13 protein-coding genes and 1 pseudogene are annotated in these 17,217 nt (G+C 72.9%); 7 read left to right on the top strand and 7 right to left on the bottom strand.

Features of this window, described 5'->3' with window-relative positions:
- Positions 1 to 41 precede the first annotated feature (41 nt).
- Positions 42 to 907, bottom strand: a pseudogene (locus WBG99_RS06540) ((2Fe-2S)-binding protein).
- Positions 908 to 1,147: 240 nt separating this feature from the next.
- Between WBG99_RS06540 and WBG99_RS06535 the strand changes: the two are divergent.
- A complete protein-coding gene (locus WBG99_RS06535) occupies positions 1,148 to 2,035 on the top strand; it encodes a GntR family transcriptional regulator (protein ID WP_338895403.1) in 888 nt (295 codons plus the stop codon).
- A gap of 127 nt (positions 2,036 to 2,162) precedes the next feature.
- Here WBG99_RS06535 and WBG99_RS06530 read toward each other — a convergent pair whose 3' ends face one another.
- Positions 2,163 to 2,936: a hypothetical protein gene (locus WBG99_RS06530; protein WP_338895402.1), complete on the bottom strand. Its 774-nt coding sequence runs from the start codon at positions 2,934 to 2,936 to the stop codon at positions 2,163 to 2,165.
- A gap of 150 nt (positions 2,937 to 3,086) precedes the next feature.
- Positions 3,087 to 4,760 carry a PucR family transcriptional regulator ligand-binding domain-containing protein gene (locus tag WBG99_RS06525; protein WP_338895401.1) on the bottom strand — a complete coding sequence of 558 codons (1,674 nt, stop codon included), beginning with the start codon at positions 4,758 to 4,760 and terminating at the stop codon, positions 3,087 to 3,089.
- A gap of 396 nt (positions 4,761 to 5,156) precedes the next feature.
- Here WBG99_RS06525 and WBG99_RS06520 point away from each other — a divergent pair, with 396 nt between their 5' ends.
- The 4 genes from WBG99_RS06520 (at position 5,157) to WBG99_RS06505 (ending at position 10,341) form a co-directional block, all read left to right on the top strand.
- On the top strand, positions 5,157 to 6,047 hold the full coding sequence (locus tag WBG99_RS06520; protein WP_338895400.1) for a xanthine dehydrogenase family protein subunit M: 891 nt from the start codon (positions 5,157 to 5,159) through the stop codon (positions 6,045 to 6,047).
- Complete coding sequence (locus WBG99_RS06515) at positions 6,047 to 6,658, top strand: (2Fe-2S)-binding protein (RefSeq protein WP_338895399.1); 612 nt, start codon at positions 6,047 to 6,049, stop codon at positions 6,656 to 6,658. The genes WBG99_RS06520 and WBG99_RS06515 overlap by 1 nt, the downstream gene beginning before the upstream one ends.
- Before the next feature lie 2 nt (positions 6,659 to 6,660).
- A complete protein-coding gene (locus WBG99_RS06510) occupies positions 6,661 to 9,048 on the top strand; it encodes a molybdopterin cofactor-binding domain-containing protein (RefSeq protein WP_338895398.1) in 2,388 nt (795 codons plus the stop codon).
- Between the two features lie 138 nt (positions 9,049 to 9,186).
- Positions 9,187 to 10,341 carry an XdhC/CoxI family protein gene (locus WBG99_RS06505; protein ID WP_338895397.1) on the top strand — a complete coding sequence of 385 codons (1,155 nt, stop codon included), beginning with the start codon at positions 9,187 to 9,189 and terminating at the stop codon, positions 10,339 to 10,341.
- 161 nt (positions 10,342 to 10,502) lie between these two features.
- Here WBG99_RS06505 and WBG99_RS06500 read toward each other — a convergent pair whose 3' ends face one another.
- Entirely contained in the window at positions 10,503 to 10,961 is a 459-nt protein-coding gene (locus WBG99_RS06500) for an SRPBCC family protein (protein WP_338895396.1), read from the bottom strand.
- A gap of 269 nt (positions 10,962 to 11,230) precedes the next feature.
- Between WBG99_RS06500 and WBG99_RS06495 the strand changes: the two genes are divergently transcribed.
- The gene (locus WBG99_RS06495) at positions 11,231 to 11,662 is read left to right on the top strand and encodes an ankyrin repeat domain-containing protein (RefSeq protein WP_338895395.1); all 432 of its coding nucleotides are present in this window, start codon (positions 11,231 to 11,233) and stop codon (positions 11,660 to 11,662) included.
- Positions 11,663 to 11,730: 68 nt separating this feature from the next.
- Here WBG99_RS06495 and WBG99_RS06490 read toward each other — a convergent pair whose 3' ends face one another.
- Positions 11,731 to 12,735 carry a LacI family DNA-binding transcriptional regulator gene (locus WBG99_RS06490; protein ID WP_338895394.1) on the bottom strand — a complete coding sequence of 335 codons (1,005 nt, stop codon included), beginning with the start codon at positions 12,733 to 12,735 and terminating at the stop codon, positions 11,731 to 11,733.
- 140 nt (positions 12,736 to 12,875) lie between these two features.
- On the opposite strand from WBG99_RS06490, the gene WBG99_RS06485 reads away from it, so the two are divergent.
- Positions 12,876 to 14,027 carry a Gfo/Idh/MocA family oxidoreductase gene (locus WBG99_RS06485; protein ID WP_338895393.1) on the top strand — a complete coding sequence of 384 codons (1,152 nt, stop codon included), beginning with the start codon at positions 12,876 to 12,878 and terminating at the stop codon, positions 14,025 to 14,027.
- Between the two features lie 35 nt (positions 14,028 to 14,062).
- On the opposite strand, the gene WBG99_RS06480 is transcribed toward WBG99_RS06485, so the two are convergent.
- Entirely contained in the window at positions 14,063 to 14,833 is a 771-nt protein-coding gene (locus WBG99_RS06480; RefSeq protein WP_338895392.1) for a GntR family transcriptional regulator, read from the bottom strand.
- An 83-nt stretch (positions 14,834 to 14,916) separates the two neighbouring features.
- On the bottom strand, positions 14,917 to 16,791 hold the full coding sequence (iolD, locus tag WBG99_RS06475) for a 3D-(3,5/4)-trihydroxycyclohexane-1,2-dione acylhydrolase (decyclizing) (protein ID WP_338900245.1): 1,875 nt from the start codon (positions 16,789 to 16,791) through the stop codon (positions 14,917 to 14,919).
- Positions 16,792 to 17,217: the final 426 nt, after the last annotated feature.

Here is a 17,217-nt window from a genome sequence, read left to right as displayed (position 1 = left end):
GATCGCCGGGGGGTCGTCGGGTGAGGCGAGGGGAGGGATCGTCACATGGCGGCGGACGCCGTCAACTTGGCGATCCGCTCGGCCTCGCACGCACGCGGGCAGGTGGCACAGGTGTCCTCGGGCTCCAGCGTGTAGAACATGCAGCAGCTCACCCGGTCGCGGGTGGGCAGCGACTCACCGCCGGGGCCGGTCGGTTCGCGGAACCCCGCGGCGCCCACGTACGGCTTGGTCGCGCCCGGCAGCAGCAGTTCCAGCTCGTGTCGGCAGCGCTCCTGCTCGTCCGCGCCCAGGAGTTCGGCGATGTACCAGATCCCCTCGACGATCTCGTCGGTCGCCATGCCCCACAGCGCGCGCCCGCGCCGCCGCATACGGGGGCCGAAACCGCCGAGCACCGGTTCTATGTGCTCGGCCGGGCCGCCCGCACCTCCGCCCGCAGCGCCTCCTCGTCCGGGACCACGTGGGCACCGGGCTCGGCCGCGGCCGGATCGCCCGGCAGGCAGCTGAACGTTTCGCCACGCACCGCCAGCCGGCTCCGCTCGCGCTGGAACGCCATCTGCTCGGCGCGGAAGCGAGGCACCCGGCGGTGCAGGAACCAGGGCACCGTGAAGAGCAGGCAGGCATACCAGGAGTACCGGTGCAGTCCGAAGGCCGCCACGACGTCCGGGCGGCCCGCGCGGCCGTGGTCCCGCCGTATCTGCGTCTCGTCCCAGGCGAGGAACGCGTCGAACTCGGCGCCCGCCGCCGCGAGTCCGGCGGCGGAGACCCACCCATCGCCGTCGGGCAGTGGATCCACGGGGGAGAGTTCCGTCACGCTCATCATCGGCAGGATCTCGGTCAGGCGGGCGTACGCGGCCGTGACGGGCGACGTGCGCGAAGTGGGGGCCGGTGCCGGTGCTGGGTGGGGCATGCGGAGACCGCCGTTTCACCAGTCGCCACCAAGTAAGGCTTACCTTACCCGAGGTGGTCGAGGTTTGAACTGAGGGCATGTGCGCCTATGGTGCTTTACGACCGGTAACAACCCCAGTAGTGACCTACGGGGTCCTTGCGCCGTGCCCGCCCGGGTCGCGTGTGGTGCGAGGCCCCCGAGTGCCCCATGTATCCCGTCGGCCGCGCTGCGCGACACACGACTCGGCTCGGAGGAGGACCCGTGGAGCAGGCCGGACCTCGCGTGCGCCAGGCCGCTGGTCCGAGTGCGCCGGAGGCCGCCGCCGTCCGGTCGGCCTCGGCCTATCGCGTCCCCGCACAGCCCCAGGTCGCGGACGTCGACCGGGAGCGGGGCATCGCGGCGGACGGCGGCCCGGCGGCGGTACGCGGCGACACCGGTCCCGTGGCGGATGCGGCGCGGGGTGAGCACACGCACAGCGAGACGCCGTTCCCGCTGCCCCGCGCGCAGGGGCGCCCGGTCGTCCAGCGGGCCTCCGTGCGGGGGCAGATCCTCGACGCGCTGCGTGCCGCGCTCGCGGGCGGGGACCTGACGCCGGGGGAGGTGTACTCGGCGCCCGCGCTCGGTGAGCGGTTCGGGGTCTCGGCGACCCCCGTCCGGGAGGCGATGCAGCAACTGGCCGTCGAGGGCGCCGTCGAGGTCGTGCCCAACCGGGGCTTCCGTGTCGTACGACGGGGCGCCCGGGAACTGGCCGAGCTCGCGGAGGTGCGGGCGCTGCTCCAGGTACCGGTGATCATGCGGCTCGCGCATACGCTGCCGGCCGACCGGTGGGCCGAGCTGAGGCCGCTCGCCGAGGGGACGGCGCGGGCCGCGTCGTCCGGGTGCCGGGCCGCGTACGGGGAGGCGGACCGGGCCTTTCACCGGGGGGTGCTGGGGCTGGCCGGGAACCAGCAACTGCTGCAGATCGCCGACGACCTGCACCGGCGTACGCAACTGCCGCTCACCGTCGGCCACGTGGGCGGGGCCGGGGGCGGCCGTACCGAGCTGATGGCGGATGCAGCGGAGCACCTCGCGTTGTTGGACGCGTTGGTGGCGCAGGACCTGGAAGCGGCCTGTTGTCTGGTGGAGACGCACTTCGGCGCGGCCGGTTGAGAGGCGAGCCGGCGCCGTAGGCCGCGGAGCGTTCTCGGCTGCCGGTCGTGTGGGACCTGCGCGACCACCTCGCGCACTCAGGCGAGCAACCATCTGTCCGGCAGTCGCACCGTCGGCGCGCCCCCGCTCACGCCGTCGCCGCCGGTGGCGCCAACTGGCGTGCCAGCCAGGTCGGTACGCCGCCCAGCAGACGGAACAGGCGGCGGGCCTCCTCGCGCAGGCGGGAGGCCTCCGGCTCGGCTTCGGTGTCGGCGAGGGAGACGAGGGCGGGGGCGGTACCGACGAGGTAGCCCAACTCCTCCCGGATGCGCAGGGACTCGGCGAAGCCGTGACGGGCCTCGGCCAACTCGCCGTCGCGGAGGGCGAGTCCGGCAAGGTGGCGCCAGGTGAAGGACTGCAGGAGCTGGTCGTTGTGGGCGGTGGCGCCGGCGTGGGCGCGGCGATAGGCGGCGCGGGCGGCCTGCGGGGAGAGGGCCAGGTTCTCGGCGAGGACGCCCCGGCGGAAGTCGAGCAGGGCCCGGCCGGGGGCGCCGGGGGCGATCAGGGCCGCCGCCCGGCCGAGCGCGGCCCGCGCCTCGTCGGAGCGGTCGCGGACGCCGAGCAGCGTGGCCGCGTACGCCAGTTGGCCGCGCTCACAGGCCGCCGCGCCCCGCTCGTCGTCGGTCCGGGCCCGCGCCTCGGCCGTGCGCAGCGCGTCCTCGGCGTCCTCCCAGCCCTGCTCGGTGTAGAGACAGCGCTCGACGAGCAGCGCGGTCCGCTGGAGCGAGGCCTGTGGGCTGACGGGTTCGATCAGGGCTGCCGCGTCGACCCAGCAGGCGCGTGAGCGCAACCGCCATACCGCGGTCTGGAGTGGATCGTCACCAGCGGTCGTTCCGTTACCAGACATGGCGGTGTGCGCCACGTTGCCCTCCCCGAGCACGCCCTTGAGCTTTGAGTGGTGGCGGCATCTCAGCACGAATTCCGGGGTCGGGCCAGGGGGCGGGTGAAGGAATTCACAAAGTCATGGGGTGCGGACGGCGCACAGGGACCCCCCGGCCACGACCCCTCGACCTCAGCTCATGCGCAGGGCCAGGAAGAAGTCGAGCTTGTCCTCCAGGCGGGAGAGGTCCCGGCTCGTCAACTGCTCGATGCGGCCCACCCGGTACCGCAACGTGTTGACGTGCAGGTGGAGCCGAGCGGCACAGCGCGTCCAGGAGCCGTCGCAGTCCAGGAACGCCTCCAGCGTGGGGATCAGCTCGGCGCGGTGCCTGCGGTCGTAGTCGCGCAGGGGATCGAGGAGGCGGGCCGTGAAGGCGCGGCGCACGTCGTCGGGGACGAAGGGGAGGAGCAGCACGTGGGAGGCCAGTTCCTGGTGGCCGGCCGCGCACACCCGGCCGGAGCGGGCCGCCGCCACCCGGCGGGCGTGCCGGGCCTCCTCCAGGGCGCCGCGCAGGCCCTCGGCCGAGTGCACGGCCGCGCTGACGCCGAGGGTGAGCCGCCCGTCGTCGTCGAGGCCGGCCGTCAGCGGGTCCCGTACGGCCGCGAGGAGCGTGTCGGCGTGGATGCCGGACTCGGAGGGGTCGTGTGCCGAGGAGGCCGCCGGGAGGGGGACGAGGGCGATGGCCTCCTCACCCGAGTGGGCGACGGCGATACGGTCCGACGGCTCGGGGCCCGTCGACCGGGGGTCGACGAGGATCTCCTCCAGGAGCGCCTGGGTGAGCGGCCCGCCGTCGGCGTCGCCGCCGTCCCACTCGACCCGGGCCACGACGACCTGCCAGTGCGGCGCCGCCCCGAGGCCCGGCAGCAGCACCGGCGCGGCGACCCGCAGCCGGGCCGCGATCTCGGCGGGCGCGGACCCCGCCTGCACCAGCTCCAGGACCTCCCGGGCGAGCCGCCGCCGTACCGTACGGGCCGCGTCGCGCCGGTCCCGCTCGACCGCGATCAGTTGCGTGACACCGTCCAGCAGGTCGAGCCGCTCGGCGGGCCAGTCCCCGGCGTCGGCCTCGACCGCGAGGAGCCAGTCGGACAGCACCGTCTCGCGTTCGTCGCGGGCTCCGTCGGGCCCGCGGCCCGCGGTGCTGATCGGGAAGAGCGAGTAGATCGTGGTGCCGACGGTCACGCGGTGCGGTCCGCGCCGTCCCGTGCGCGTCGCCGCCAGGTGCTCGGCGGCCAGCCGCGCGCACAGCCCGGCGGGGAGGGCGGGCCCGGCGGCCTTGGGGCCCGCGATGAGCCGGCCGGCGGGGGAGAGCACCCAGGCCCTGAGGTCCAGGTCGGAGCCGAGGAGGTCCAGGACGACGTCCGGGCCGCCGCCCGCCGGGCCGGAGGTCATCATCCGGCGGTGCCGGTCCACCACGGCCGCCAGGTCCCCGGCACGCTCGCCGGAGACCTGCCGTACGACGTGCTCGGTGATCGTCGCGAAGGCCACCGACTCGTTGACCGCGAAGAGCGGCAGCCGGTGCCGGGCGCAGGCCACGACGAGGTCCTCCGGGATGTCGCCCAGCTCGGCCTCCCCGGCGGCCAGCGCGGTGACGCCGGCGCCCGCCAGGAGCCGCACGAAGGGCTCGGAGTCGGCGGCGTCGCGGCGCCAGGCGAGGCCCGTCAGCACCAGCTCGCCGCCGGAGAGGTAGCGGCTGGGGTCCCTGAGGTCGGTGGTCATCACACCGCGCAAGGCGCGGTCCAGCTCGTCCTCGCCGCCGAGCAGCCGCAGTCCCAGCGCGTCGGTGTCCAGCAGTGCGCGCAGGCGCATTCTCGTCGCCGCCGTTCTTGTCTCGAAAACAACGTTCGGTTCGCCCGGGAAGCGTGTCCGCGACTTCCGGAGGAGGGTGGTCGCGGAGGCCGGGACAGCTCCAGGGCTGGCCTGGGACTTTCGACGATCCCGCTCGCCGGACCCCAGCCGTGTTCTGGATGTTTCCAGAGGAAGACGGAGAGGTTGCTGATGGCCTCCCTTCATACGAATCTACAAGATGCGCCCCCTGGCCAGCCAACTCCTTCATGTCTTCCGTGACTGACCGGGGTGGAGGAGGGAGCTGTGTACTGGGCTTCATCCACAGGAAGAGCACCTGGACGAGCCGGGCCCGCCGCACACGATCTGGCTCAAACGGAACTACTCCGAGACACAGAGACGAAGAAGAGAGCCGGTCACATGGACTTCCTTCGCCCCGCCAGCTGGGAGGAGGCGCTCGCCGCGAAGGCCGAGCACCCCACCGCTGTGCCGATCGCCGGCGGCACCGATGTGATGGTCGAGATCAACTTCGACCACCGTCGGCCCGAGTATCTGCTCGACCTGAACCGCATCGGCGAGCTCTCCGAGTGGGAGGTCGGCGAGGAAACGGTTAGTCTGGGCGCCTCCGTGTCGTACACCCGGATCATGGAACACCTCCGTCCCGAGCTGCCCGGCCTCGCCCTGGCCTCGCACACGGTCGCCTCCCCGCAGATCCGCAACCGCGGGGGCGTCGGCGGCAACCTCGGCACCGCCTCCCCGGCCGGCGACGCCCACCCGGCCCTTCTCGCGGCGGGTGCCCAGGTCGAGGCCGAGTCCGTACGGGGCTCCCGGCTCATCCCCATCGACGACTTCTACACCGGCGTGAAGCGCAACGCCCTCGCGCCGGACGAGCTGATCCGGGCCGTGCACATCGACAAGGCGGACGGCCCGCAGCAGTACTCGAAGGTCGGCACGCGCAACGCCATGGTCATCGCCGTGTGCGCCTTCGGACTGGCCCTCCACCCGTCGACGCGCACCGTCCGGACGGGCATCGGCTCGGCCGCGCCGACCCCGGTCCGTGCCCGGGCCGCCGAGGAGTTCCTGAACGCGGCGCTCGACGAGGGCGGCTTCTGGGACAACGGCAGGATCATCACCCCCTCGGTCGCCAAGCAGTTCGCGGACCTCTGCGCCGGCGCCTGCAACCCCATCGACGACGTCCGGGGCACCGCGAGCTACCGCCGCCACGCGGTCGGCGTCATGGCCCGCCGCACGCTGATGTGGACCTGGGAGTCGTACCGCGGCACCGCCGCCCGCACGGAGGGAGTCGCGTGATGCGCGTCAATCTCACGGTCAACGGCCGTCCGCAGGAAGCCGACGACGTGTGGGAGGGCGAGTCCCTGCTGTACGTGCTGAGGGAGCGGCTCGGTCTGCCCGGTTCGAAGAACGCCTGTGAGCAGGGCGAGTGCGGGTCGTGCACGGTCCGCCTGGACGGCCTGCCGGTGTGTTCGTGTCTGGTCGCGGCCGGGCAGGTGGAGGGCCGCGAGGTCGTCACGGTCGAGGGGCTGGCGGACCACGCCAAGCAGCGGGCCGAGCACGGCGGTTGCGCGTCGGGTGCCTGCGGAACGGCAGGTACGGCAGGGAGGGCCGGGACCTCGCTCGACGAGGCCAAGCGGTGGGCCGCCAGGGGCACCGACTCGCAGACCGGCGAAGGCGTCGAACTCTCCCCGATCCAGCAGGCGTTCATCGACGCCGGCGCCGTCCAGTGCGGGTTCTGCACACCGGGTCTGCTCGTCGCCGCCGACGAGATGCTGGAGCGCCGCCCGAACCCGAGCGACGCGGACATCCGCGAGGCGCTGTCGGGCAACCTGTGCCGTTGCACCGGCTACGAGAAGATCATGGACGCGGTCCGCCTCGCGGCCGCCCGGCAGTCCGAAGGGGTCTGATCATGGGAACCACGGGCCTGCCCACCAACATCACCCAGGGCTCCCGCACCAAGGGCGGCATCGGCGAGTCCACGCTCCGTCCCGACGGCACCCTCAAGGTCACCGGCGAGTTCGCGTACTCGTCCGACATGTGGCACGAGGACATGCTCTGGGGTCAGATCCTGCGCTCCACGGTCGCGCACGCCGAGATCGTCTCCATCGACACGGCCGAGGCCCTCGCCACGCCCGGCGTCCACGCCGTGCTGACGTACGACGACCTGCCGACCGAGGTCCGGAACTACGGCCTGGAGATCCAGGACACCCCGGTCCTCGCCCACGGCAAGGTCCGCCACCACGGCGAGCCCGTCGCGATCGTCGCGGCCGACCACCCGGAGACCGCGCGCCGCGCCGCCGCCAAGATCAAGGTGGAGTACCGGGAACTGCCGGTCGTCACCGACGAGGCCTCCGCGACCGCGCCGGACGCGATCCTGATCCACGAGGGCCGCGACGACCACCACATCGGCCATGTCCCGCACCCGAACATCGTCCACCGTCAGCCGATCATCCGCGGCGACGTGGCGTCGGCCCGCGAGCGCGCCGACGTGATCGTCGAGGGCGAGTACGTCTTCGGCATGCAGGACCAGGCCTTCCTCGGCCCGGAGTCCGGTCTCGCCGTACCCGCCGAGGACGGCGGCGTCGACCTCTACGTCGCCACCCAGTGGCTGCACTCCGACCTCCGCCAGATCGCACCCGTACTCGGCCTGCCCGAGGACAAGGTCCGGATGACGCTGGCCGGGGTCGGCGGCGCCTTCGGCGGCCGTGAGGACCTGTCGATGCAGATCCACGCCTGCCTGCTGGCGCTGCGCACGGGCAAGCCGGTGAAGATCGTCTACAACCGCTTCGAGTCCTTCTTCGGCCACGTCCACCGCCACCCCGCGAAGCTGTACTACGAGCACGGGGCGACGCGCGACGGCAAGCTCACCCACCTCAAGGCCCGCATCGTCCTGGACGGCGGCGCGTACGCCTCCGCCTCCCCGGCCGTCGTCGGCAACGCCGCCTCGCTCGGCGCGGGCCCGTACGTCATCGACGACGTCGAGATGGAGGCCGTCGCCCTCTACACCAACAACCCGCCCTGCGGCGCCATGCGGGGCTTCGGAGCGGTCCAGGCGTGCTTCGCGTACGAGGCCCAGATGGACAAGCTCGCGGCGAGTCTCGGCATGGACCCGGTGGAGTTCCGGCAGATCAACGCCATGTCCCAGGGCACCGCCCTGCCGACCGGTCAGGTCGTCGACTCCCCGGCCCCGGTCGCCGAACTCCTGCGGCGCGTCAAGGCGATGCCCCTGCCGCCCGAGCGGCAGTGGCTCACCGCCGGCGAGGCGGCGGACGTACGACAGCTGCCGGGCGGCCTGTCCAACACCACGCACGGTGAGGGCGTCGTCCGGGGCATCGGCTACGCGGTCGGCATCAAGAACGTCGGCTTCTCCGAGGGCTTCGACGACTACTCGACCGCCCGGGTACGGATGGAGGTCGTCGGCGGCGAACCCGTCGCCACCGTCCACACGGCCATGGCGGAGGTCGGCCAGGGCGGCATCACCGTCCACGCGCAGATCGCCCGCACCGAGCTGGGCGTCACCCGGGTGACGATCAACCCGGCGGACACGCGGGTGGGTTCGGCCGGTTCGACGTCCGCGTCCCGCCAGACGTACGTCACCGGCGGCGCGGTCAGGAACAGCTGCGAGCTGGTCCGCGAGAAGGTCCTGGAGATCGGCCGCCGCAAGTTCGGTACGTACCATCCCGCCTGGGCAACGGCCGAACTCCTCCTGGAGGGCGGCAAGGTCGTCACCGTCGGCGGCGAGGTGCTGGCCGACCTGGTGGACGTCCTCGGGGACGAGGCCGTCGAGGTCGAGGAGGAGTGGCGGCACCGGCCGACCGAGCCCTTCGACCTGCGCACCGGGCAGGGCTTCGGCCATGTCCAGTACTCCTTCGCCGCGCACCGGGCCGTCGTCGAGGTCGACACCGAGCTGGGCATGGTCAAGGTCGTCGAACTGGCCTGCGCCCAGGACGTCGGCAAGGCCCTCAACCCCCTCTCCGTCCTCGGCCAGATCCAGGGCGGCACGACCCAGGGCCTCGGCATCGCCGTCATGGAGGAGATCGTCGTCGACCCCAAGACCGCGAAGGTCCGCAACCCGTCCTTCACGGACTACCTGATCCCCACGATCCTCGACACGCCGACCATCCCCGTCGACGTGCTCGAACTCGCCGACGACCACGCGCCGTACGGGCTGCGCGGCATCGGCGAGGCCCCGACCCTGTCGTCGACTCCGGCCGTCCTCGCGGCCATTCGGAACGCGACAGGGCTGGAGCTGAACAGGACGCCGGTACGCCCGGAACACCTCACGGGTACGGCGTAGCCGGTCCGGCTGCGGCGGGTCGCCGCCACGTGTGCTCCGCGCACCACGCGAGGGCACGTCGCATCCCCGGCCCGCCCGGCACGTACCGGCCGCGCGACCGCCGCTCGATTCGAGCCGTTCCTCCAAGGAGACCGAGAGATGCTGGACATCGCCGAAGAACTGCACCGGTGGGTCGAGCAGGGACGTGACTTCGCGGTGGCCACCGTGGTGGCCGTCGGCGGCAGCGCGCCCCGCCGGCCGGGCGCCGCCCTCGCGGTGGACGCCGACGGCACGGCGGTCGGCTCGGTCTCCGGCGGCTGCGTCGAGGGCGCCGTCTACGACCTGTGCCAAGAGGCGCTGGCAGATGGCGAGCCGGTCCTCGAACGCTTCGGCCACAGCGACGAGGACGCCTTCGCGGTGGGCCTGACCTGCGGCGGAATCATCGACATCCTGGTGACACCGGTGCGGGTCGGCGATCCCGTCCGCCCGGTGGTCGCCGCCGCGCTCGCCGCCGCCGCGAGCGGGGAGGCAGCGGCGATGGCGCGGATCGTGTCCGGCCCGGTGGACCTGCGGGGCCGCGCTCTGCTGGTCCGCCCGGACGGCTCCTACGACGGCGACCTCGGCGCCCACCCCGAACTGGACCGCACGGTCGCCGCCGAGGCGCGCGCCCTCCTCGACGCCGGCCGCACCGGCACCCTGGAGATCGGAGAGCGTGGCTCACGCTGCGGAGCACCGCTCACGGTGCTGGTCGAGTCCTCCGTCCCGCCACCCCGGATGATCGTCTTCGGTGCGATCGACTTCGCGTCGGCGCTGGTCCGCGTCGGCAGGTTCCTCGGCTACCACGTGACCGTCTGCGACGCTCGCCCCGTCTTCGCGACCCGCACCCGCTTCCCGGAGGCCGACGAGATCGTCGTCGAGTGGCCCCACACGTACCTGGAGCGGACGTCGGTGGACGCGCGCACGGTCCTCTGTGTCCTCACCCATGACGCCAAGTTCGACGTACCGCTCCTCCGCCTCGCCCTGCGGCTGCCCGTCGCCTACGTCGGCGCCATGGGCTCCCGCCGCACCCACCTCGACCGCAACGACCGCCTCCGCCGAGTCGGTGTCACCGAGGCGGAGCTGGCGCGCCTGCGCTCACCCATCGGCCTCGACCTCGGTGCCCGTACTCCCGAGGAGACTGCCCTGTCCATCGCCGCCGAGATCGTTGCGGACCGCCGGGGCGGGAGCGGGGTCCCCCTGACCGGAGCGCACACCCCGATCCACCACGACGGCACCCCCGGCGTCACGGAACTCCGGAGCCTGCGCGTCTCCTGAACAGCGCCTGCCGACCTGACGCTGGGCACCCTTCGGCCTCGGTGACCGGTCGGCGACACCGCGATGCTGCTCGCCGTGGTCGTGTGCGGCGCGCTCGGCAGTTTCGTCCACGCGTCATCATGCCGGCGTCGAACCGCAGTCGGGGGTGGGCCCGAGGGTCGTCAGCTCGCGCCCCGGTCTCCCGGGCCCCTCAGCAGCCCGTCCATCGCCCGCCCGAACATCCGCCGTGCCAGCCACCCCAGCGGCCGGTCGAACAGCGCCGGCAGCCACCGCACCCGCAGGTTCTCGCGCCACACAGCACGGGACGCGCCGTCGCCGTACGGACGGACCTCGATCTCGGCCCACCCGGTGACGAAGCGACCGTGCTTGACGAGGCGGCACCTCCCCGCGGTCACCCCCTCCGGCGGCTGCCACACCACGACCTCCATCGGATCGTCGAAGGCGAGCGGCCCGACGCCGCTGCGGGCCACGAACACCGTGCCCTCGCCGGTCGGCGGAGGCGTGCGCATGGTGACGCGGGTCAGGGGGACGACGTCGGCGTGCCGGTTCCAGTCGGTGAGACGTCGCCAGGCGCGGCCGACGGGCAGCGAGGGGAATCGTTCCAGGACGAAGAGCACCACGAAGTGATCGTAAGCGAACAACTGCGGACGGGGCGGGCTCCTTCGGACGCGTGACCTGCCTGACCGTCCTGGACCGGACCGGTCCACAGGCCCGCTGGTCGTGGCGGCGGGTGTGGCGAGCGCCTGGATGCTGCTGCCGCTGGCGTTCCTCGTGGCGGCGTGCCGGCTCTGCGCTCACCGCCGTCGACGTACGGGGAAGGAGCTCGCTCTTCCGAGCGGCGTGTGATGGGGTGACAGCCGGTGCGTGTCACGGCGGGAGCGGGACGACGGTGAACAGACGGCGGTGGAAGAAGCTGTCGGGGCGGCTGACCCTGGCCGCGGGCACCGGTGACCATGCCGGTGTGCGCGAGGTGCTGCGGTCCGGGCTTCACCCGGACACGGCCGACGCCGAGGGCACGACGGCGCTCTACGCGGCGTCCGTCCACGGAGCCACCGACTCGGTCCGCCGGCTGCTGGCCGCCGGGGCTTCGCCCGACAGGGAGAGCGGGCACGGCACGGAAGGCACACCGCTGTGCGCCGCCGCGTGCTGGGGGCACACCGAGACGGTCCGGGTACTGCTCGCCCATGGCGCGGACCCCGACCTCCGCGAGGACCACGGCACGGGCTGGTCGCCGCTCGACTGGGCGGAGCGCGGGTCCCACACCGAGACGGCGGCCGTACTGCGCGCCGCGGGGGCCCGTCCAGGCGACCGGACCGAGTGACTCCGCCGGCACACCACCGGGCTCGGGGCCGCGACGGTCTGCCATCCTCCGAGCGTGGTGCTGACGGCTCAGCGGTCCGTCGGCGGGCCGGTCGTGCCGCGGACCTCCAGGGTCGGGGTGGTCAGGACGACCCTGGCGGGCCGGGCCGGGTCGGCGATGCGGTCGACCAGGCACCGCGCGGCGTCCCGGCCCACGTCGTGGCTGGCGTTGTCCACGGTGGTGAGCCAGAGGTGGCGCAGGCGTGAGACATAGGTGTTGTCGTAGCCGACGAGGGAGAGGTCGCGCGGCACCTTCAGGCCCAGCTCCTCGGCGGCGGACAGGGCGCCCACGCAGGCCATGTCGTTGAACGCCACGACGGCGGTGGGGCGTTCGGGGAGGCTGAGCAGCCGGACCGTGGCGCGGTAGCCGCCCTCCTCCGTCAGGTCGCCGCGCTCGACGGCCGCCGTGTCGCTCAGCCCGTGCTCGCGCATGACCGTCTCGAAACTGCGCCGGCGCAGCGCGCCCACCACGCCGTCCCCCGCGATGTGGGCGATACGCCGGTGCCCGAGACCGATGAGGTGCTCGGTGGCGAGACGGGCCCCGTGCTGGTCGTCGCCGGCGACGACGTCCACACGGGGGAGGGTGGGTTCGCGGGCGCCCGCGACCACGGTCGGGATGAGACCCGCCGCCGTGCGCAGGGCCTCGGACGGCGGCAGGGTGCCCACCGCGATCAGACCGTCGACCCGCAGCTCGGTGAAGGTACGGGTGAGGTCCTCGCCGAGCCGCCGGTTGAGATGGCCGTCGGCCAGCAGCATGCGCAGACCGTTGTCGTGCAGCCGGGAGTTGAGACCGTCCAGCAGCTCGACGAACCAGGGATTGCGCATGTCGTTGAGGAGGACGCCGACGGTGCGGGTGCGGCGCTCGCTCAGGCTGCGCGCGGCGGCGTTCGGCCGGTAGCCCAGTTCGTCCACGGCTGTCAGCACGGCCTCCCGCTTCTCGGGGCGCACCTGGTCGGACCCGCGCAGCACCAGGGAGACCAGCGACTTCGACACGCCGGCCCGCTCGGCGACATCGCGGATCGTCGGGGGTCTCATGGCGTGGACCGTTCCACAGCTGCCGCGCCGTTGTCAAAGGGGTTGACAGCGGCGAAGACGGCCCGCAAGGTGACGATGTACGGTCTGGAACGGTCCAAACGCGGTCCGGTGATTCCAGTGAGGTCCGGGGAAGGGCGGTCATGGTGAGTGCGCTCGGTGTCGCCGTCGTGGGGTTCGGGTGGATGGGGCGGGTGCACACCCAGGCGTACGCCCGCGTGCCGCACCACTTCCCGCAGCTGTCCGTACGGCCTGAGCTGGTCACCGTCGTCGAGGAGGTGCCCGGACGCGCCGAGGAGGCGGCCGAGCGGTTCGGTTTCGCCGGGACCGCCCGGGACTGGCGTGAGGCGGCCGCCGACCCCCGGGTCCAGGCCGTGAGCATCACCGCGCCGAACTTTCTGCACCGGGAGATCGGCGTCGCCATGGCGGAGGCGGGCAAGCACATCTGGATCGAGAAGCCGGTCGGGCTCACCGCCGCCGACGCCCGAGCCGTCGCCGACGCGGTCGCCAAGGCCGGTGTCCAGGGCGCCGTCGGCTTCAACTACCGCAACGCGCCCGCCGTAGCCGCCGCCCGCGAGCTGATCGCCGCCGGTGAGATCGGCACGGTCACCCATGTCCGCGTCCGCCTCTTCAGCGACTACGCCGCCCATCCCGAGGGGGCCCTGACCTGGCGGTACGAGCGGGAGCGCGGCGGCAGCGGAGTCCTCGGCGACCTCGCCTCGCACGGGGTGGACCTCGCCCGTTTCCTGCTGGGCGACATCGCGTCGCTGACCGCGGACACCGCCGTCTTCGTCCCCGAGCGGGCACGGCCCACCGGCGCCACCGCCGGCCACGCCCGCGCCGCGGGCGGCGAACTCGGCCCCGTCGAGAACGAGGACTACGTCAACTGCCTGCTCCGCTTCGCCTCCGGCGCCCGCGGCGTCCTGGAGGCCTGCCGGGTCTCCGTCGGCGAGCAGAACAACTACGGCTTCGAGATCCACGGCACCAGGGGCGCGGTCCTCTGGGATTTTCGCCGGATGGGTGAACTGGGCGTGAGCAGGGGTGACATGTACCAGGACCAGTCCGTCAGCACCCTCTTCGTCGGCCCCGGCCACGGCGCGTACGCCGCCTTCCAGCCGGGCTCAGCCAACGCCATGGGCTTCGACGACCTCAAGGTCGTCGAGGCGTACCACTTCCTGCGCTCCGTCGCCGAGGGCACCCCGCACGGCACCACCCTGGACGACGCCGTGCACAGCGCCACCGCGCTGGACGCCATGGGCCGCTCCGCCGAGTCCGGGGCGTGGGTGACCCTCTGAACCGTCGAACACCCTGCCCGGGGGCACCCTCGCGGTCAGTTGCGCACGAGCAGCTGGAAGTCGAAGGAGTAGCGCGAGGCCCGGTAGACATGGGTGCCGTACTCCACCGCGCGCCCGGTGTCGTCGTACGCCGTGCGCCGCATGGTGAGGAGTGCGGCGCCCTCCGGTTCGCCGAGACGCCGGGCCTCCTCGGGGGTGGCGATGCGGGCGCCGACGCTCTGGTGGGCGCTGTGCAGGGTGATGCCGGCGTTGCGCATCATCCGGTACAGGCCCGTGGACTCCAGGCGGTCCGTGCCGAGGTCGAGCAGCCCGGCCGGCACGTGGTTGGACAGGAACGCCACCGGCTGGCCGTGGGTGAGGCGCAGCCGCTCGAAGAGGTGCACCTCGGCGCCCTCGGCGATGCCCAGGGCTGCCGCGACCTCGGCGGAGGCATGCCGGATCTCGCTCATCAGCACCTGGGTCGTGGGCTGCTGACCGGCCGCCTCCAGGTCGTCGTACAGGCTGCTCAGCTCCAGCGGACGTCTGACCTGGCTGTGCACCACCTGCGTGCCGACGCCCCGGCGGCGTACGAGCAGGCCCTTGTCGACGAGCGACTGGATGGCCTGCCGTACGGTCGGCCGGGACAGACCCAGCCGGCCCGCGAGCTCGATCTCGTTGCCCAGCAGGCTGCCGGGGCCGAGCGCACCGTGCTCGATCGCCGACTCCAGCTGCCGGGCCAGCTGGTAGTACAGCGGCACCGGGCTGCTCCGGTCGACACTGAGGCCGAGACTCCCTGTACTCCCCGTAGTCGCGCTGCTCACGCCCATGAGGGTATCCGTCCGTCCGGATGACAGGAAGCCCTGTCATCGCGTTGTCCTTACATGATCAACCCATGTCCTCGGGGCGTCCGTCACAGATGACGGCGCCGGCCGGCCACCTCGCGGTCGTACCTCACGCGTGCCTCGACGGCCGCCGGACGGGAGGCGGTCTCCGCGACCGGGACGTCCCACCAGGCATGCGCCGGGGGAGCGGTGGGCGCCGGGTCGGTCTCGACGTACACGCAGGTCGGGCGGTCCGAGGCGCGGGCCGTGGCCAGGGCCTCGCGCAGTTCCCGTACCGTCTTGGCGCGGAGGACGTCCATACCGAGGCTGGCCGCGTTGGCGGCCAGGTCCACCGGGAGCGGGGGGCCGGAGAAGGTGCCGTCGGCGGCACGGTAGCGGTAGGCGGTGCCGAAGCGCTCGCCGCCCACCGACTCCGAGAGGCCGCCGATGGAGGCGTAGCCGTGGTTCTGGACGAGGACCAGATTGACGGGCAGGCCCTCCTGGACGGCCGTCACGATCTCCGTCGGCATCATCAGATACGTGCCGTCCCCGACCAGCGACCAGACGGCCGTACCGGGCGCCGCCTGCTGCACACCGATCGCGGCCGGAATCTCGTAGCCCATGCAGGAGTAGCCGTATTCGAGGTGGTACTGGCGGGGACTGCGGGCCCGCCACAGCTTGTGCAGGTCGCCGGGGAGCGAACCGGCGGCGTTGATGACCACGTCCTCGTCGCCGACGACCGCGTCCAGGGCGCCGATCACCTGGCTCTGGGTCGGCACGGCGTGCTCGTCGGCTGCGGTGTACGCGGCCTCGACGACCTGCTCCCAGCGCTCCTTGCCGGCTCGGTACTCGGCCTCGTACGCCTCGCTCACCCGGTGTCCGTCCAGCGCCTCGGTGAGCGCCGCGAGACCGGCGCGCGCGTCACAGACCACCGTCCGGGCCGCCAGCTTGTGGGCGTCGAAGGCGGCGATGTTGAGGTTGACGAAACGGACGTCCGGGGCCTGGAAGAGGGTGTGGGAGGCAGTGGTGAAGTCGGTGTGGCGGGTGCCGACGCCGACGATCAGGTCGGCGGTGCGGGCGAGGTCGTCGCAGACCGCGGTGCCGGTGTGGCCGATGCCGCCGAGGTCGGCCGGGTGGTCGTACCGCAGGGACCCCTTGCCCGCCTGGGTGGAGGCGACCGGGATGCCGGTGGCGTCCGCCAGAGCCTTGAGCGCCTCCTCCGCCTCGCTGTGGTGGACCCCGCCGCCCGCGACGAGGAGCGGACGCCGGGCGGCGCGGATCGCCCGTACGGCGTCCGCCAGCTCGACCGGGTCGGGCACGGGACGCCGTACGCGCCACACGCGCTCGGCGAAGAACTCCTCCGGCCAGTCGTACGCCTCCGCCTGCACGTCCTGGGGGAGGGCGAGGGTGACGGCGCCGGTGTCGGCCGGGTCGGCGAGGACGCGCATGGCGTTGAGGGCGGCCGGGATCAGGGCCTCGGGGCGGGTGATCCGGTCGAAGGAGCGGGAGACCGGGCGCAGGGTGTCGTTGACCGAGACGTCGGCCTCGGTGGGGTGCTCCAACTGCTGGAGCAGCGGGTCGGCGGTGCGGGTCGCGAAGTAGTCGCCGGGCAGGAGGAGCACGGGCAGCCGGTTGATCGTGGCCAGCGCGGCGCCGGTGACCAGGTTGGTGGCGCCGGGGCCGATGGAGGTGGTGACCGCCTGGGCGGAGAGGCGGTTCAGCTGGCGGGCGTGGCCGACGGCGGCGTGCACCATGGACTGCTCGTTGCGGCCCTGGTGGAACGGCATCGACTCCTCACCCGCCTCCAGGAGGGCCTGGCCGAGCCCCGCGACGTTGCCGTGGCCGAAGATGCCCCAGGTCCCGGCGATCAGCCGGTGGCGCACGCCGTCGCGCTCGGTGTACTGCGCGGACAGGAACCGCACCAGCGCCTGGGCGACGGTCAGACGGCGGGTGGACTGGGACATCCGGGTGGGCTGGGACATCGGGACCTCACAGGGGGCGAAGGGATTTTTGCGGGCGCCGGTGACCGGCGGGTCTCGGTGCTCAGGCCTCGACGCGTGCGAGCGGGACGCCGGTCTGCAACGGATGGAGATCGATTCCGAAACGGCCCGTGGCGACCGGACCGAGGGATTCGGCGGACTCGGGCACGCGCGTCGCTCCTCGGGTGGGGGATACGGGGGCCGACGCAGACCCGTGCGCGTGGAGATGCGCGCCCACGGGTCCCGGTGTATCCCATGTGTCCCAGGTGTAGGACCCGGAGCGGTCCACTGTCAAGACTTTGTACGGACATTCGGACCTGTGCGTGAAATGATGTCCTGACAAAGTATTGACAGTCGGGTGTGACAGGGGTTTGTATCCCGTCCCAACGAAACAGCGCGGCCGGCCGACCG

This window comes from Streptomyces sp. TG1A-60 (genome assembly GCF_037201975.1).
Lineage (GTDB): Bacteria > Actinomycetota > Actinomycetes > Streptomycetales > Streptomycetaceae > Streptomyces.
Note: the sequence above shows the minus strand (reverse complement) of the source record. Positions and strands in the feature narration are given on the sequence as shown.

Bases quoted from the DNA above. Each gene is read 5' to 3' on its own strand.
- WBG99_RS06525 (WP_338895401.1), bottom strand. From the start codon at position 4,760: ATGCGCCTGCGCGCACTGCTGGACACCGACGCGCTGGGACTGCGGCTG.
- WBG99_RS06520 (WP_338895400.1), top strand. From the start codon at position 5,157: ATGGACTTCCTTCGCCCCGCCAGCTGGGAGGAGGCGCTCGCCGCGAAG.
- WBG99_RS06515 (WP_338895399.1), top strand. From the start codon at position 6,047: ATGCGCGTCAATCTCACGGTCAACGGCCGTCCGCAGGAAGCCGACGAC.
- WBG99_RS06510 (WP_338895398.1), top strand. From the start codon at position 6,661: ATGGGAACCACGGGCCTGCCCACCAACATCACCCAGGGCTCCCGCACC.
- WBG99_RS06505 (WP_338895397.1), top strand. From the start codon at position 9,187: ATGCTGGACATCGCCGAAGAACTGCACCGGTGGGTCGAGCAGGGACGT.
- WBG99_RS06490 (WP_338895394.1), bottom strand. From the start codon at position 12,735: ATGAGACCCCCGACGATCCGCGATGTCGCCGAGCGGGCCGGCGTGTCG.
- WBG99_RS06485 (WP_338895393.1), top strand. From the start codon at position 12,876: ATGGTGAGTGCGCTCGGTGTCGCCGTCGTGGGGTTCGGGTGGATGGGG.
- WBG99_RS06480 (WP_338895392.1), bottom strand. From the start codon at position 14,833: ATGGGCGTGAGCAGCGCGACTACGGGGAGTACAGGGAGTCTCGGCCTC.
- iolD (WP_338900245.1), bottom strand. From the start codon at position 16,791: ATGTCCCAGTCCACCCGCCGTCTGACCGTCGCCCAGGCGCTGGTGCGG.